This window comes from Erwinia wuhanensis, assembly GCF_030484085.1.
GTDB lineage: Bacteria > Pseudomonadota > Gammaproteobacteria > Enterobacterales > Enterobacteriaceae > Erwinia > Erwinia aeris.
Window position 1 is genome coordinate 1 of record NZ_JAUJUH010000006.1, and the last position, 15,043, is coordinate 15,043.

At 57.3% G+C, this 15,043-nt stretch carries 14 protein-coding genes; 4 read left to right on the forward strand and 10 right to left on the reverse strand.

Features of this window, described 5'->3' with window-relative positions; translation table 11 throughout:
- Positions 1 to 502: 502 nt before the first annotated feature.
- On the forward strand, positions 503 to 1,906 hold the full coding sequence (gene mdtD / locus QZH36_RS14795; RefSeq protein WP_301730558.1) for a multidrug transporter subunit MdtD: 1,404 nt from the start codon (positions 503 to 505) through the stop codon (positions 1,904 to 1,906).
- Here mdtD and rbsR read toward each other — a convergent pair.
- From rbsR to budA, 9 genes are all read right to left on the reverse strand, one after another.
- Entirely contained in the window at positions 1,903 to 2,904 is a 1,002-nt protein-coding gene (gene rbsR / locus QZH36_RS14800) for a ribose operon transcriptional repressor RbsR (protein ID WP_367652776.1), read from the reverse strand. The genes mdtD and rbsR overlap by 4 nt on opposite strands.
- A gap of 3 nt (positions 2,905 to 2,907) precedes the next feature.
- Positions 2,908 to 3,837 (reverse strand): ribokinase, encoded by a 930-nt coding sequence (gene rbsK, locus QZH36_RS14805; protein ID WP_253456907.1) that lies wholly within the window; start codon positions 3,835 to 3,837, stop codon positions 2,908 to 2,910.
- Positions 3,838 to 3,898: 61 nt separating this feature from the next.
- Entirely contained in the window at positions 3,899 to 4,780 is an 882-nt protein-coding gene (gene rbsB / locus QZH36_RS14810; RefSeq protein ID WP_253456904.1) for a ribose ABC transporter substrate-binding protein RbsB, read from the reverse strand.
- Between the two features lie 17 nt (positions 4,781 to 4,797).
- The gene (gene rbsC / locus QZH36_RS14815; RefSeq protein ID WP_125289154.1) at positions 4,798 to 5,754 is read right to left on the reverse strand and encodes a ribose ABC transporter permease; all 957 of its coding nucleotides are present in this window, start codon (positions 5,752 to 5,754) and stop codon (positions 4,798 to 4,800) included.
- Positions 5,751 to 7,262, reverse strand: coding sequence for a ribose ABC transporter ATP-binding protein RbsA (gene rbsA / locus QZH36_RS14820; protein WP_253456901.1), 1,512 nt, complete (start codon positions 7,260 to 7,262; stop codon positions 5,751 to 5,753). The genes rbsC and rbsA overlap by 4 nt, the downstream gene beginning before the upstream one ends.
- 7 nt (positions 7,263 to 7,269) lie before the next feature.
- Positions 7,270 to 7,689 (reverse strand): D-ribose pyranase, encoded by a 420-nt coding sequence (gene rbsD, locus QZH36_RS14825; protein WP_253456898.1) that lies wholly within the window; start codon positions 7,687 to 7,689, stop codon positions 7,270 to 7,272.
- A 202-nt stretch (positions 7,690 to 7,891) separates the two neighbouring features.
- A complete protein-coding gene (locus QZH36_RS14830; RefSeq protein ID WP_253456895.1) occupies positions 7,892 to 8,665 on the reverse strand; it encodes a (S)-acetoin forming diacetyl reductase in 774 nt (257 codons plus the stop codon).
- A gap of 16 nt (positions 8,666 to 8,681) precedes the next feature.
- Positions 8,682 to 10,361: an acetolactate synthase AlsS gene (alsS, locus tag QZH36_RS14835; protein ID WP_253456890.1), complete on the reverse strand. Its 1,680-nt coding sequence runs from the start codon at positions 10,359 to 10,361 to the stop codon at positions 8,682 to 8,684.
- Positions 10,362 to 10,376: 15 nt separating this feature from the next.
- Positions 10,377 to 11,159: an acetolactate decarboxylase gene (budA, locus tag QZH36_RS14840; protein WP_125289159.1), complete on the reverse strand. Its 783-nt coding sequence runs from the start codon at positions 11,157 to 11,159 to the stop codon at positions 10,377 to 10,379.
- A gap of 105 nt (positions 11,160 to 11,264) precedes the next feature.
- On the opposite strand from budA, the gene QZH36_RS14845 reads away from it, so the two are divergent.
- Positions 11,265 to 12,140 (forward strand): LysR family transcriptional regulator, encoded by an 876-nt coding sequence (locus tag QZH36_RS14845; protein WP_301730559.1) that lies wholly within the window; start codon positions 11,265 to 11,267, stop codon positions 12,138 to 12,140.
- Between the two features lie 225 nt (positions 12,141 to 12,365).
- Here the strand turns inward: QZH36_RS14845 and QZH36_RS14850 are convergent, their stop codons facing one another.
- Positions 12,366 to 12,767, reverse strand: a complete 402-nt coding sequence (locus tag QZH36_RS14850) for a YgiW/YdeI family stress tolerance OB fold protein (protein WP_253456880.1) — start codon at positions 12,765 to 12,767, stop codon at positions 12,366 to 12,368.
- A gap of 217 nt (positions 12,768 to 12,984) precedes the next feature.
- Here QZH36_RS14850 and qseB point away from each other — a divergent pair, with 217 nt between their 5' ends.
- Together qseB and qseC are read left to right on the forward strand one after the other, a co-directional pair.
- On the forward strand, positions 12,985 to 13,644 hold the full coding sequence (gene qseB / locus QZH36_RS14855; protein WP_301730560.1) for a quorum sensing response regulator transcription factor QseB: 660 nt from the start codon (positions 12,985 to 12,987) through the stop codon (positions 13,642 to 13,644).
- Complete coding sequence (gene qseC, locus QZH36_RS14860; protein WP_301730561.1) at positions 13,644 to 14,990, forward strand: quorum sensing histidine kinase QseC; 1,347 nt, start codon at positions 13,644 to 13,646, stop codon at positions 14,988 to 14,990. Before qseB ends, qseC begins: the two co-directional genes overlap by 1 nt.
- The last annotated feature ends 53 nt before the right edge of the window (positions 14,991 to 15,043 follow it).

Here is a 15,043-nt window from a genome sequence, read left to right on the forward strand (position 1 = left end):
CGTCATAATGAATTTCATTATGTGTTCACTCTTAAGACTTGATATTTTTTTGCGTCCGGAGACGCTTGATATCAATCCTGCGAGTGCCCACACAGATTGTCTGATAAATTGTTAAAGAGCGTTGCGGCCAGTGCTTTCGCTTCCTGCCGCGAGGTGGCGTATATTACGCTTTCCTCCTTCAGAGTCAACCTCTTTTTCAGAAGTTTTCTCCGGCGATTCAGCTTCCTGAACCTTCTGACCCGGTGACCGTCAGGCCGTTGTTCCGTGTCAGTGGAGGCGCATTATAGGGAGTTTCTGACGGCTGACAAGCGTTTCTGTAAAAAAAACTTCCGACCGTTTCTTTTTTCAACAAAGGAACAATAAACGTACTTTTTAAGGTTATTTAACCCGCAAATTGCCCCGAATTCTCTTTTATATCCATCACAATCACCGGCCTGCCGATGCTATTCTTTTTACTTCGCAGGATTTTCCTGTCGGTAATAACGACTGAGAAGGATGCCCAATGATAAAATCCGCGCGCAGTATGGCCGGACTTCCGTGGATTGCCGCCATGGCTTTCTTTATGCAGGCGCTTGATGCCACGATATTGAATACTGCACTTCCCGCCATCGCCTTAAGCCTTAACCGTTCGCCCCTCGCCATGCAATCTGCTGTTATCAGCTATACCCTGACCGTCGCTATGCTGATCCCGGTCAGCGGCTGGCTGGCGGATCGCTTTGGCACCCGGAAAGTTTTTATCGCTGCCGTTTCTTTATTTACGTTGGGTTCGCTGGCCTGTGCGCTTTCCGGCTCTTTAACTATGCTGGTTCTGTTCAGGATAGTGCAGGGGATTGGCGGCGCGATGATGATGCCCGTGGCCAGGCTGGCGCTGTTAAGAGCCTATCCGCGTAGCGAGCTGTTGCCCGTACTGAACTTTGTGACGATGCCAGGCCTGGTCGGTCCGGTGCTGGGCCCGCTGCTTGGCGGCGTACTGGTCACCTGGGCGAGCTGGCACTGGATCTTCCTGATTAATATTCCGGTAGGCGTTCTCGGTATCTTCTATGCCCGCAAATATATGCCGGACTTCACCACGCCGAAACGCCGCTTTGATTTTACCGGCTTTGTGCTCTTTGGGATTGGCCTGGTGATGCTCTCCAGCGGCATCGAGCTGTTCGGCGAAAAAATAGTCGCCAGCAGCATAGCGCTGGCGGTAACCAGCGGCGGCATTCTTCTGCTTCTTCTTTATATAGCTCATGCACGCCGTCATCCGACGCCGCTGATCCCGCTCCCCATGTTTAAGACGCGCACCTTCTCGGTCGGCATCTTAGGCAATATCGCTTCGCGCCTCGGTACAGGCTGTATTCCCTTCCTGATGCCGCTGATGCTCCAGGTTGGCTTTGGTTATACCGCCATTCTGGCTGGCTGCATGATGGCGCCTACCGCTCTAGGTTCAATCCTGGCGAAATCAACGGTAACGCAGGTGCTGCGCTGGTTCGGCTATCGCAAAACGCTGACGGGGATCAGCGTCATTATTGGCGTGCTGATAGCCAGCTTCGCGCTACAGTCGCCTGCGGCCAGTCTGGCGCTCCTGCTGCTGCCGTTATTTGTGCTGGGAATGGCAATGTCTACCCAGTTTACCGCGATGAATACCATTACGCTGGCAGACCTTAACGACAGCAACGCCAGCAGCGGCAACAGTATGCTGGCCGTCACCCAACAATTGGCTATCAGCTTTGGCGTGGCGGTCAGCGCGGCGGTACTGCGTTTTTATAGCAATTTTGACGGCACCACTGTCGATCACTTCCACGTCACTTTCCTGACGATGGGCGTGGTAACGGTGCTTTCCGGCCTGGTCTTTATGCTGCTGAAGCCAGGCGACGGCCGGCATCTGATTGCCGACCGGGAAAAGCGGAAAAAACGCGCCTAGCGTTCCGCCACCGAACCGCGTTCGATCAGTTCCGGCGTCAGCACCAGCAGCTGCTGGCTGGCGTCGGGATCGGCAAAACGGTGGATCAACGTATCAATAGCCAGTTCGCCCAGTTCGTCTTTGGGCTGGTGAATGGTGGTTAACGGCGGCGTCATATAACGGGCAAGCTCGATATCGTCATAGCCGATCACCGCCATATCTTCAGGCACCGACAGTCCCGCCTGATAAAGAGAATGGTAAACGCCAACGGCCATCGCATCGTTACTGGTGAATACCGCCTGCGGTCGAGGGCTCAATGCCAGCAGCTGATTCATAGCGTGATAGCCGCCCTGAAATTCAAAGTCGCCGCTGACCACATACACCTCAGGCACGGCCAGCTCCGCCTGCTGCATAGCCTGATAAAAGCCGTTAAGCCGCAAACGCGCCGGCGTCTTGTCCTGCGGCCCGGCGATACAGGCAATGCGGGTATAGCCGCGCGAAATCAGAAAACGGGTCGCCAGTTCGCCGCCCAGCAGCGAGTTGTCCTGAATAATGTCGCTGCCGCCTTCAAAGGGCGACCAGTCCATCATCACGATAGGAATAGAAGGATAGCGATTAAGGATCTCGGGAGAGGGAAGATGACTTTCGGTGCACATGATCAGTAAACCGTCGACGCGCTTTTGCAGCAGCGTTTCCAGACTGCGGTTCATTCTGTCCTCGTCGCCTTCGGTGTTGCACAGCACCAGGCTGTAGCCGCGTTCATAACAGCTTCTTTCCACGCCGCGCACCACTTCCGAATAGAAGGGGTTGCTGCTGGCGGTAAGCAGCATCCCTATCGTGTGCGTCTGATTGAGTTTAAGGCTGCGCGCCAGCGCAGAAGGGGCGTAGTTCAGCGCAGTAATCGCCGCAGTAACCTTTTCCTTCACCGCCTCGCTGACGAAGCGGTTTTTGTTGATGACATGGGAAACCGTAGACGTCGATACGCCCGCCAGACGAGCGACATCTTTCATTGTGGGCACGGGCTACTCCTGCTGCTGTAAAAAGCGATCGGTCTCTTCACGCCAAGGCACCGAAGGCTGCGCGCCGGATCGCGTGACGGCAATTGCCGCCGCCGCATGGGCAAAACGCACGGCCTGCGGTAACGGCTTGCCTTCCAGCAGCGCGGTCATCAGCGCGCCGTTAAAGGTATCGCCTGCGGCGATAGTATCGACGGCCTGCACCTTGAATCCTGAGATGCGCTCGCCTTTACCCGCTTCGCTTAGCCATACGCCACGGCTGCCCAACGTAATCAACACGCTGTGGATGCCTTTATCGTGCAGCACCGATGCCGCGCGCGCCGCGTCTTCATCGGAGGCAACGGCCACGCCGGTGAGGATTTCCGCTTCGGTTTCGTTCGGCGTAATCATATCCACCAGCGCCAGCAGCTCGTCCGGGAGCGGCATGGCCGGCGCAGGATTGAGGATGACTTTGGTCTGATGCTGACGGGCGATTTTTGCGGCGGCCAGCACGCTTTCAAGCGGAGATTCCAGCTGCATCAGCAGGGCATCCGCGTTTTCAACGATCTTCCGCTGTTTTTCGACCAGAGCGGGCGACAGCGCGGCGTTCGCGCCAGCATGGATAGCAATGCTGTTTTCGCCCTCATCATTAACGAAGATCAGCGCCACGCCGGTAGATTCGCCAGCGATGACCTCCACCGGCGCAATATCGATATGGTCTTCCGCCAGCTGCTGACGGATACGCTGGCCGATATCGTCGTCGCCCACGCAGGCGATAAAAGCGATATCCGCACCGCTGCGTCCGGCCGCGACGGCCTGATTGGCGCCCTTGCCGCCGAAAGCGATCTGGTATTGCTTACCGATCACCGTTTCACCGGGACGGGGGAAGGAGGTCAGATTAAGAATATGGTCTGCGTTGATGCTGCCGAGCACGGCCAGCCTGCCGGTTTTATTCATGGGAGCGTCCAGAAAAAGGCGCCACCTGCAAGAGGTGGCGCGTGCCATGCTTTTCTTTGATTTATTTAGTGACCAGCTTCAGGTCAACGGGATTGATAGCCTGAACCTGCTGGCCCTTCAGCACTTTATCAGCGGTTTGCACGCCGATAACGCCGATTTGCTCCGGCTGCTGCGCCACGGTGGCAGCGAGTTTGCCGCCCTGCACGGCTTTTACGCCGTCCGCAGTGCCGTCGAAGCCGACTACTACCACATCAGATTTGCCCGCCGTTTGCAATGCGCGCATCGCACCTAATGCCATTTCATCGTTCTGCGCAAACACCGCCTGCACATCCGGATGGGCCGTCAGCAGGTTCTGCATCACGTTCAGGCCCTTGGTGCGGTCAAAATCTGCGGGCTGGCTGGCAAGGATAACAAATTTATGCGCATCGGCTGCCGTTTTGAAGCCTTCGCCACGTTCGCGAGCGGCGGACGTCCCGGCAATCCCGGCCAGCTCAATGATTTTAGCCTGGTCGCCGATGCGTTTCGCAATATAGTCGCCCGCCATTTTGCCGCCCAGGCGGTTGTCGGACGCGACGTGGCTGACGACTTTGCCCTGAGCAGCCACGCGATCCAGCGTGATCACCGGGATATTGGCCTGATTCGCCATTTTTACCGCGTTGCCTACCGCATCGGAATCGGTCGGGTTAATCAGCAGCAATTTTGTGCCGCGCACCGCAAGATCCTGCACGTTGGCCAGCTCTTTTGCCGGATTGTTCTGCGAATCCAGCACCACCAGGTTGTAGCCCAGCTTGTCCGCTTCTTTCTGGGCACCCTCTTTTAACGAAACGAAAAACGGGTTGTTCAGCGTGGAAACTACCAGCGCGAGCGTCTCTTTCGCCATCGCGTTGGCGCTGAGCGTTGCGCCGAGCAGCACGGCCAGCGCCGTCATTTTAGTCATTTTCATTTTCGATTCCTGTAGGGTTATTTTTTGTTATCCACCAGCACCGCCAGCAGGATCACGACTGCTTTAACGATCATCTGGTAATAGGAAGAAACGCCAAGCAGATTCAGGCCGTTATTAAGGAAGCCCAGGATCAGCGCGCCGACCAGCGTGCCCATGATGCGTCCTTTGCCGCCTGCCAGACTGGTGCCGCCCAGCACCACCGCCGCGATGGCGTCCAGCTCGTAGCCGGTGCCCGCCGTAGGCTGAGCGGAAGAGAGTCGCGCCACCTCAATGGTGCCCGCCAGCGCCGCCAACATGCCGCTCAGCGCATAGACCGTGATTTTGACGCGGCTGACGCTGATGCCGGAAAGGCGAGTAGCCGCTTCATTGCCGCCAAGCGCATAGATATAACGGCCCAGGCGAGTATGGTGCAGCATGTACCACGCCAGCAGGAAGGTCAGCGCCATCAGCCAGACCGGCGTGGGAATACCCAGCGGCCGTCCGATACCAAACCAGCCAAACAGATCGGCATTATCGCTGAAGCCGGTATTCACCGGGCTGCCGTTGGTATAAACCATGGTCGCGCCGCGCAGCAGCAGCATCATGACCAGCGTGGCGATAAACGCCTGCACTTTGCCCTTTGCCACTATGGTGCCGGTTATCGCGCCAATCAGCGCCCCCAGCGCCAGCGAGGCCGCCACCGCGACCAGCGCGTTAACCTCTATACCAACCAGCGAAGCACCCACTGCGCCGGTCAGCGCCAGCAGCGACCCTACGGACAGATCGATACCTGAAGTCAGGATCACCAGCGTCATGCCGACGGCCATAATGGCGTTGACGGAAGTCTGCTGCAGAATGTTGAACATATTGTTCAGGGTAAAGAAATTGGGGCTCTGACTGGCGACGACGGCAATCAGCACCACCAGCGCAATCAGCGATTTTTGTTCCAGCAGCCAGGCTTTGCCGCGGCTGGCCTGTAGGGTTTGAGTACTCATGGTGTGACCAACTCCGCGCTATGTTGCTTGCCGACCGCCGCCGCCATCAGGCGTTCCTGCGTGGCCTGTTCAATGGGGAAATCGCCGCTCAGGCGGCCTTCGTGCATGACCAGCACGCGATCGCTCATGCCCAGCACTTCCGGCATTTCTGAGGAAACAAGAATGATGCTCAGCCCCTCTTGTTTAAACTGATTGATTAACTGGTAGATCTCTTTCTTGGCGCCCACGTCCACGCCGCGCGTCGGCTCATCCAGAATCAGCACCTTAGGCCGCGTCATCAGCCCGCGCGCAATAGCGACTTTCTGCTGGTTGCCGCCGGATAAAAGCCCGATCGGCTGCATCATTGAGGGCGTTTTTACGTTGAACAGCTTGATAAAATCGCTGACCGCCAGCTGCTCTTCGGCATGTTTTAACCGCCCGCCGCCGTGGCTGAAGTAGTCGAGCGCGGTTAAAGACATGTTTTCTTTTACCGACATGCCGAGCACCAGCCCATCGCGTTTGCGATCTTCAGAGATATAAACGATGCCGTTACGCAAGCCCTCTTCCGGCGTGCGCGTCGTTACCGTTTTACCGTCGAGCGTGACGCTGCCGCCGCTGCGTGGAAAAGCGCCGTACAGCACCTTCATGAGTTCGGTACGGCCCGCGCCCATCAGTCCCGCTACGCCCAGGATCTCGCCCTGACGCAGTGAAAAGCTGACGTCGTTTACGCCCGGCCCGCTAAGGTTTTTCACGGTTAAGCGCACGTCACCCGGTGCTTTGTTCAGGCGCGGATACTGCTCTTCCAGCCTGCGGCCCACCATCATTTCAATCAGCGCTTCTTCGTGCAGCGTATCGACTGCTCTTTCGGCGATAAACTGCCCGTCGCGAAACACGGTGACGTCATCGCAGATTTCAAAAATCTCTTTCATGCGGTGCGAGATATAAACGATGCCGCAGCCCTGCGCTTTCAGCTCCCGGATAACGCGAAACAGCGAGGCCGTTTCGGTATCGGTCAGCGCATCGGTGGGTTCATCCATCACGATGACTTTTGACTCAAAGCTCAGCACCTTGGCGATTTCGACCATTTGCTGGTCGCCGATCGACAGGTCGCCGACCAGTTTATGGCTGTTGAAACGCAGGTTCAGCCGCTGTAACAGCTTGTCCGCTTCCGCATAAAGCTTTTTCCAGCGGATGCCGCCGAAAGCGTTAACGAATTCGCGGCCTAAAAAGATGTTCTCCGCCACGCTAAGCTGCGGGATCAGATTCAGCTCCTGATGAATGATGCCAATACCCGCTTCCTGCGACGCTTTCGGCCCGCTGAAGTTAACCTCTTCGCCCAGCCATTTAATGGAGCCGGCGTCGCGGGCATAGATACCGGTCATCACTTTCATCATGGTAGATTTTCCGGCGCCGTTTTCGCCCACCAGCGCCATCACGCGGCCGGGGTAAACCGCCAGCGAAGCGCCGGACAGCGCTTTGACGCCGGGAAAGGCTTTTTCAATGCCCTGTAGTTGCAGTAAAGGTTGCATGACGGCCTCAGAAGGTCACGCCAGCGCCAAGGATAATGTTCGCGTAGGGCGAACACTCCCCGCTGCGAATAACCGCATGGCTGCGCTGTGTTAACTGTTTGAACTGTTGATGAGAAACGTACTGAACGGCGATAGTGTTTCCCTGGCGTTGTTGCAGTAAATCGAGCAGTGCGGAAAGTTCGTCGTGGAGCCGTGGATTATGAGATTTGATCTCTTCCGCGATGATGGCGCTCTCGACCTGCATCTCTTTCGTTACGGTTTCGACTACCTGCATAAAGCCGGGAATGCCCTTGGTCAGCGCCAGGTCGATGCGCTCCGGCCCTGAAGGGATGGGCAGGCCCGCATCGCCGATAGTGACGCTGTCGGTGTGGCCCAGGCGGGAAACCAGGGAAGAGATTGCAGAATTCAGTAAGGCGCCTTTTTTCATCTTTCACTCCAGAGCGAAACGTTTCGCTGATCGGGAGTGTAAAAAAACGGCGGCGGAAAACAATCGTCATGATACGGAACTGTGATCGCCATCGAAACGTTTCGTTAACAAGCTTTGCGCAGGATGTGCAACAGGAAAGGAGGAGCGATCGGTCATCAGAACGGTATGAAAAAAGACCGCCTCGTAAGGCGGTCGGCAGGGATTAGTTAAATACCATTCCACCATCGATCAGTAGCGACTGACCGGTCATGTAGTCGGAGTCAGGCCCGGCGAGGAAAGAAACGCAGGCGGAGACATCTTCTGGTTCAGACAGGCGGCCCAGCGTAATGCGTTTGGCAAACTCTGCCGTACCGTAGCCCAGCGGTTTACCTGCCGCTTCTGACACCTGACGATCTATCTCGTCCCACATCGGCGTTTTAACAATGCCCGGGCAGTAAGCGTTGACGGTAATGCCCAACGGAGCCAGATCGCGGGCGGCGGTTTGCGTCAGGCCGCGTACGGCGAACTTGCTGGAACTGTAGATCGCCAGCTCCGGGTTGCCGACATGGCCCGCCTGCGAACAGGCATTAATGATTTTGCCGCCGTGGCCTTCAGCTTTAAACGCCTGAATTGCCGCCTGCATTCCCCAAATCACGCCTTTTACGTTGATATCGTAAACTTTATCCACCATTTCCGCCGTGATCTCTTCAATTGGCGTAGTTGGCGCAATCCCGGCGTTGTTGACGATGACGTCAAACCCGCCCAGCTCTTTACGAGCCTGTTCCACCGCAGCGATGACCTGGTCACGCTTTGAGACATCTACCGTTACCGCAATCGCTTTACCGCCTGCGCTGGCGATTTCGTCGGCCACCTGACGCGCGGTCTGGCTGTTATAGTCCGCGACCGCCACGGCAAAACCGTCTTTTGCCAGACGCAGCGCTATGGCTTTGCCGATCCCCTGGCCGCTACCCGTGACTAAGGCTACTTTCGTTTTCATATTATCTCCTTGAATACTAAAGAATCTGGCTCAGATGCAGCTGACCCATCAGCATTGGGTTATCGGCGTAATCCACCGGTACGGCGACCACCGCAGGCCCGTTGACATCCATTGCTTTACGCAGCGTCGGCTCCAGCTCAGCCGCGCTTTCCACCGCAAAGCCCGCCGCGCCGAACGCCTGCGCATAGGCTTTAAAATCAACCGGCCCGAATTTCACGCCGGAAACGCGCTGATATTTCTTCTCTTCCTGCATCGCCACCATGTTGTAGGCCTCATCGACCCAGATGATGTGCAGGATATTGGCTTTCAGCCTGACCGCCGTTTCCAGCTCCATGCTGGACTGCAAGAAGCCGCCGTCGCCGGAAACCGAGATCACTTTACGACTCGGATCCACCAGCCAGGCACCGATAGCCCATGGCAGCGCCACGCCCATGGTCTGCTGCCCATTGGAGATCATGATCTGGCGGGCGCGGAAGCTATAGAGATAGCGAGCGATCCAGATATGGAAGCTGCCCATATCCACGGTCAGCGTGACGTCGTTGTTAATGATGTCCTGCATGGCGCGCACGATCCGCAGCGGATGCAGCGCGAACTGGTTGAGATTTTTGCCCTGCATTGATAACAGCTGACGCTGCTGTTGCCGATCGTCCAGAATGGCTGCCGCTTCTGCGCTGAGCTGTAAAGGCGTATCAATGCGCTCGGCCAGCTTGTCGACGGTGGCGGCAATATCGCCAATCAGTTCCGCATCAGGCAGATAGCAGTTATCGGCATCGGAGGGCAGCACGTCGATATGTACCAGCGTGGCGCCGCCGCTGTTCCACATGGCCGGTTCGTACTCAACCGGACTGTAGCCGATAGTGATAATCAGGTCGGCCTCGCGCAGCAGACGGTCGCCCGCCTGGTTGTTAAACAGCCCAACGCGGCCCGCAAAACGTGAGAAGTGTTCCTGTCTGACCGCGCCGGCGGCCTGATAAGTGCTGGTAACCGGAATGCGGCTGCGCTCCAGCAGGCGATGGATCGCATCGCTGTTTGCCGGCTGGCTGGCCATCAGGCCCAGCAGCAGTACCGGGTTTTTTGCTTTGGCAATTTGCGCGGCAACGGCGGCAATGGCCGCATCCGGCGCAGGCCCCAGCAGCAGCTGGCCTTTACTGGTCAGCAGCTGACCGCGAGCGGGCTGGTCAACGATATCCTGCGGCAGGCTGACAAAGGCGCCGCCGCCGCGACCGTGCTCGGCATGACGGAAGGCGTTGGAGACCACTTCCGCCAGCGCGTTGGAGTCGGTGACCTCGACGGCATATTTGGTGACCGGACGAAACATCGACACGGTATCCATACTCTGATGCACCTGTTTGGCGCTGTCAGCCCGCTTCACCTGTCCACCCAGCGCCACCACCGGATCGCCTTCGCTGGTAGCGGTCGCCATGCCCGTGATCAGATTCGAGCAGCCCGGTCCGGAAGTCACCAGCGCCACGCCCGCGTTGCCGGTCAGGCGGCCCACGGCGGCAGCCATAAAGGCAGCGTTGGCTTCATGACGCACCGGAATGGTCTGGATAGTCGAGTCCACCAGCGAATCAAACATTTTGTCGATCTTCGCGCCAGGAATGCCGAAGACCTGTTTTACGCCCTGCGCCTCCAGCTGTGCCACGACCAAATCGGCGCCGTGCTGCCAGAGAGCGGTTTCGGTTGGGTTTTTCATCTTAATTCCTCAGGATTAGCTTTCAACGGAGCGAATGGCGGAATCCAGATTTTCCGGATTCAGATTGGCCTGCAGAAAATCACTGTCGCCCGGCAGATCGATGACCAGCTTGCTGATCTCGCCAAAGGTCAGCTCGCCCTCTTCCAGCTGGTAATCCAGCAGATGGCCGCCGCCCTGGCGATCGTCGGTAATGAAATGTTCGTGATAGCCCGCTACGTTGATGCCCTGCATATACTGCGGGGTACGGAAACCAATCAGCACGCCGTCGCGCTGGCTGAACCGGAAGGTAGGCTGCTGGCCAAGTACTTCCGGCATAGAACGATAGGGTCGATGCTGGCAAGGTACGGTACGCGTGGAGGCCGCAGAAAAACGGCCGTTGATCCGCAGCGCACAAAACTGATTGTCCGAAGTCACCTGGCTGTCGATCAGATCGTGAATAGCCTGACGGCTGGCCGGTGCAGAGAAACGATGGCGGTACTGAGGCTGGAAAAAGGTCATCACGGCAAAAGGCGTTTTCTGCTGCGGATCGGCTTCCCGTGCGCTGCCGTCGGAACGCAGCTGATAAACCTCGCTGTCGAAAGCGATCAGCTCACCATCGAGCTGGTTAAAGGTGCCTAAACCAAAATCGCCCTTCTTCAGCAGGTCGGCTACGGTAACGTTGCCTTCGTACACGCCGCTGAGCAACGCACTCATCAGAGAGGTTTGATAGATGACGCTTTCTGGTCTTTGCTGACGGAGCCCGCTGACGGTTGAAACCAGCTGTTGCTCACATAAACAGTCGGTTACAGAATGTTTCATAACTTGCCTCTATGCTAAAACAGTTCAGGATTACTAATTGAATGTTGACTCGATTCAGTTATGAATTCCAATATAGAAAGCCCATCACTTTGAGACGAATTAGATATGGAACTCCGCCATCTGCGTTATTTTGTCGCGGTCGCGCAAACGCGCCACTTTACGCGTGCCGCAGAAATGCTGGGGATCTCGCAGCCGCCGCTCAGCCAGCAAATTCTGCGTCTGGAACGGGAAATAGGTACGCCGCTGCTGAGGAGGCTGTCACGCGGCGTGGAGCTGACGGAAGCGGGGGAAGCTTTTTATCAGGATGCCTGCCAGATCCTGGAGCTGACCGGGCATGCGCTGGAGAAAGCCAAAGGGATAGCCCGCGGCGTGACCGGCAAGCTTTCGCTGGGTGTCGCCAGCTCGGTCGCCTTTCATTCGGCGATTTTTGCGTTGATGAAGGATTTTCAGGCTCGCTATCCGTCAATGACGATACTGACACGTGAGCAAAATATGGCGTCGCTAATGCACGACTTGCAGGAGGGCTTGCTGGATGCCGCTTTCGTTCGCCTGCCCTGTGAGAGCAGCAAAGCGTTTAACCTGAAGGTAATAGCCAGCGAAAAGATGCTGGTGGCGCTGCCTGCCAGCCATGCGCTGGGCGCGCAGTCGAAAATTTCCCTGTCGCAGCTGGCTGATGACACGCTGATTATGTTTCCGCGCGAGGTTGCGCCAAGCCTGTATGAACTGGTGATCAGCGCCTGCCTGCGCGCCGGCTTTCAGCCGCATACCGGGCAGCAGTCACCGCAGATTTCTTCGTCCATCGGCATGGTGGCCGCGGGTTTCGGCTTCGCTATCGTGCCGGAATCGCTATGCTGCATCGCGCATCCCGGCGTGGTGTTTCGCCCTGTTGACGATGCGGCGTTAAATACTGATATTGCGCTGGCCTGGCGCCGTTTCGACCGCTCGCCTGCCGTTATGCACCTGTCCATGATGTCGACCTAGGCCATAGCGAGACCTGCTCAGCCATTGTGGGGCCAGACTGGCCGCCTCAGGGCTAACTTAGCCATTACGGGGTCAGCGTAGCGGTTACGGAAGCCGTTAGCCGCAACCGGGGCAAGCTGCTAAGAACGCGGCCGCCCCGGATCCAGACGCCGCCGAAGGTCGCTTACCCGTCGGTAGCGCAGTCGGGCTGCTGGCCTCACCTTCGGCCAGCCGATCGAGGCTGAATCAGTTCAGCTTGCGGATTTTCTTCACGTCAAGCTCGACGGAATTAAAGTCCTTATCCAGTTCGCCCTGGATTTCGACTTTGTCTTTTGGCGTGATGTTCTGGCCTTCCCAACGCTTATGATCGATATCCACTTTCATCGTGCCGGTCGCGTCACGAAAGATATAGTCATCATCGCTGACGCGCTTTTCAATGTTGCCGCGCATCGTCACCCAGGCGTCGTCCTTCATATCCTGCGCCTGTTTGACCGTGACCACGGTTTCATCCCCGCTGAAACCGCCTTTCTGCACGTTGGCGGTCGGCGCGGTCGGCGCACTTGGGTCGCTGAAGCCGCCGTTCTGAGCAGCGAATACCGGGCCGGAAACCAGAGCGGCAAGGGCAAATAAAGCAGCAGTTTTTTTCATCATAGTCACCTTTATTCCATGGAGTGAGGCAGCTTTCGCTGCGCGATTCGTCGTGTTCAGGGCTCAGTTAAACAAACTTTTCTTAACAGGATCTTAAGAGACATCATCAAATACGCGGTTTGCGAGCCGTACCGAAAAATAGCCTTTTTTCCCGATTTTTGCCTGTACAGCGCCCGTTCCCTTTCGTATAAAGCCGTTAATCACAGAGGAAGTCGCCATGAAAATTTTGGTCATTGAAGACGATCGCCTGATTGGCGACGGGATTAAAGCAGGTCTGAGCAAGCTGGGTTTCAGCGTCGACTGGTTTACCGAGGGCAAAACGGGGCAGGCGGCGCTTTCCGCTACCTCTTACGATGCGGTAGTGCTGGATTTAAGCCTGCCCGGCATTGACGGCCTGGATATTCTGCGCGGCTGGCGGCAGCAGGGTCGGGACGAGCCGGTACTGATCCTGACCGCGCGGGATGCCCTGGAGCAGCGGCTTGCCGGGCTGCAGCAGGGCGCCGACGACTACCTTTGCAAACCTTTCGCCCTCAGCGAAGTCGCCGCCCGGCTACAGGCATTAATTCGACGACGTCACGGTCAGCTACAGCCCGTGCTCCGCCACGGCGCGGTTGCGATGGCCTCCGGTTCGCATACGGCCACCCTGAACGACGAGCCGCTCCCCCTGAAGCCGCGCGAACTGGCCCTGCTGGAGCTGTTCTTGCTTAACCCTGGTCGCGTATTGACCCGCGCGCAGCTGGAGGAAAAATTGTATGGCTGGGATGACGACGTCTCCAGCAATGCCGTTGAAGTTCATATCCACTACCTGCGCAAAAAGCTGGGCAGCACGTTTATCCGTACCGTTCATGGCGTCGGCTATACGCTGGGAGATGCGTAATGCATCGACTAAGCCTGCGCCTGCGCCTGATGTTGGGTTTTCTGCTGCTGACGCTTATCTGCTGGGGTGCTGCCAGCATCGGCTCGTGGTGGCAGACGCGGCACAACATCAATCAGCTGTTTGATACCCAGCAGATGCTGTTTGCCAAACGGCTGGCGACCATGAATCCCGAGCAGCTGAGCCACGAACCGTTAACGCTGCCAAAAACTAAAAAGCTGCTGAAGCATCATCGCGGCGAACAGGAGGATGACGCGCTGGCATTTGCCGTTTTCACTGCGGATGGCCGCATGGTGATGAACGATGGCGACAACGGCAAGGATTTTCTCTTTAGTCACAGGCGCGACGGTTTTACCGATGGCAAGCTCCGGGGGGATGACGATTTATGGCGTATGGTCTGGCTACCCACGCCGGACAAACAATATGTGGTGGTGGTAGGTCAGGAGTGGGAATACCGCGACGACATGACCCGCGATATCGTCCAGACCAACCTGATCCCCTGGCTGATCGCGCTGCCGATTATGCTGCTGCTGCTGCTGTGGCTGGTTACGCACGAGCTGGCGCCGTTAAAAAGAATTGCCCGCCAGCTGCGTCTGCGCACGCCTGATGACGGCACGCCGCTGGTGGAAAAGCGGGTGCCGAACGAGGTGAAGCCCTTGCTGACGGAGCTGAACGCGCTGTTCTCACGCGTCAGCGAAATGCTGCTGCGCGAACGGCGTTTTACTTCCGATGCCGCGCATGAGTTAAGAAGCCCGCTGGCCGCGCTCAAGGTTCAGGCGGAGGTCGCGCAGCTGGCTCACGATGACGAAACGGTGCGCCGCCACGCGCTGCAAAACCTGGATCTTGGTATCGATCGCGCGACTCGCCTGGTGGATCAGCTGCTTACGCTCTCAAGGCTGGACAGCAAAGCCGATCTGGCAACGGAAAGCCTGGATCTGCGTCAGCTGCTCCAGCAGGCCGTGATCGACCATTACTCACAGGCGCAGGCCGCCGGAATGGAGATAGCGCTGGAAGCACCGCCTTCGCCCATTATCCGTAACGGTAACGCTTTGCTGCTGTCGCTAATGATGCGTAACCTGGTAGAAAACGCCCTGCGTTACGGCCAGTCAGGAAACCTGGTGCAGCTGAGCATTAATGAAAACGGCCTGGCCGTCACGGATAACGGGCCAGGCGTCAGCAAAGATGATCTGTGCCGCCTGGGGCAGCGGTTTTATCGGCCGCCGGGGCAGGAAAAATCGGGCAGCGGCCTTGGGCTGTCTATCGTTAACCGTATTGCCCGCCTGCATGGGATGCAGATGCGTTGCGCCAATCGTGACGGCGGCGGCTTTGCAGTTATGCTGACGTGGTGACGTAGTGACGTAGTGACGTAGTGACGTAGTGGCAAAGTGACATGCTGGTATGT

Excerpts from the sequence above, each read along its gene's own strand:
- mdtD (WP_301730558.1), top strand. The coding sequence starts at position 503 with ATGATAAAATCCGCGCGCAGTATGGCCGGACTTCCGTGGATTGCCGCC.
- rbsK (WP_253456907.1), bottom strand. The coding sequence starts at position 3,837 with ATGAATAAAACCGGCAGGCTGGCCGTGCTCGGCAGCATCAACGCAGAC.
- rbsB (WP_253456904.1), bottom strand. The coding sequence starts at position 4,780 with ATGAAAATGACTAAAATGACGGCGCTGGCCGTGCTGCTCGGCGCAACG.
- rbsC (WP_125289154.1), bottom strand. The coding sequence starts at position 5,754 with ATGAGTACTCAAACCCTACAGGCCAGCCGCGGCAAAGCCTGGCTGCTG.
- rbsA (WP_253456901.1), bottom strand. The coding sequence starts at position 7,262 with ATGCAACCTTTACTGCAACTACAGGGCATTGAAAAAGCCTTTCCCGGC.
- rbsD (WP_253456898.1), bottom strand. The coding sequence starts at position 7,689 with ATGAAAAAAGGCGCCTTACTGAATTCTGCAATCTCTTCCCTGGTTTCC.
- QZH36_RS14830 (WP_253456895.1), bottom strand. The coding sequence starts at position 8,665 with ATGAAAACGAAAGTAGCCTTAGTCACGGGTAGCGGCCAGGGGATCGGC.
- alsS (WP_253456890.1), bottom strand. The coding sequence starts at position 10,361 with ATGAAAAACCCAACCGAAACCGCTCTCTGGCAGCACGGCGCCGATTTG.
- budA (WP_125289159.1), bottom strand. The coding sequence starts at position 11,159 with ATGAAACATTCTGTAACCGACTGTTTATGTGAGCAACAGCTGGTTTCA.
- QZH36_RS14845 (WP_301730559.1), top strand. The coding sequence starts at position 11,265 with ATGGAACTCCGCCATCTGCGTTATTTTGTCGCGGTCGCGCAAACGCGC.
- QZH36_RS14850 (WP_253456880.1), bottom strand. The coding sequence starts at position 12,767 with ATGAAAAAAACTGCTGCTTTATTTGCCCTTGCCGCTCTGGTTTCCGGC.
- qseB (WP_301730560.1), top strand. The coding sequence starts at position 12,985 with ATGAAAATTTTGGTCATTGAAGACGATCGCCTGATTGGCGACGGGATT.
- qseC (WP_301730561.1), top strand. The coding sequence starts at position 13,644 with ATGCATCGACTAAGCCTGCGCCTGCGCCTGATGTTGGGTTTTCTGCTG.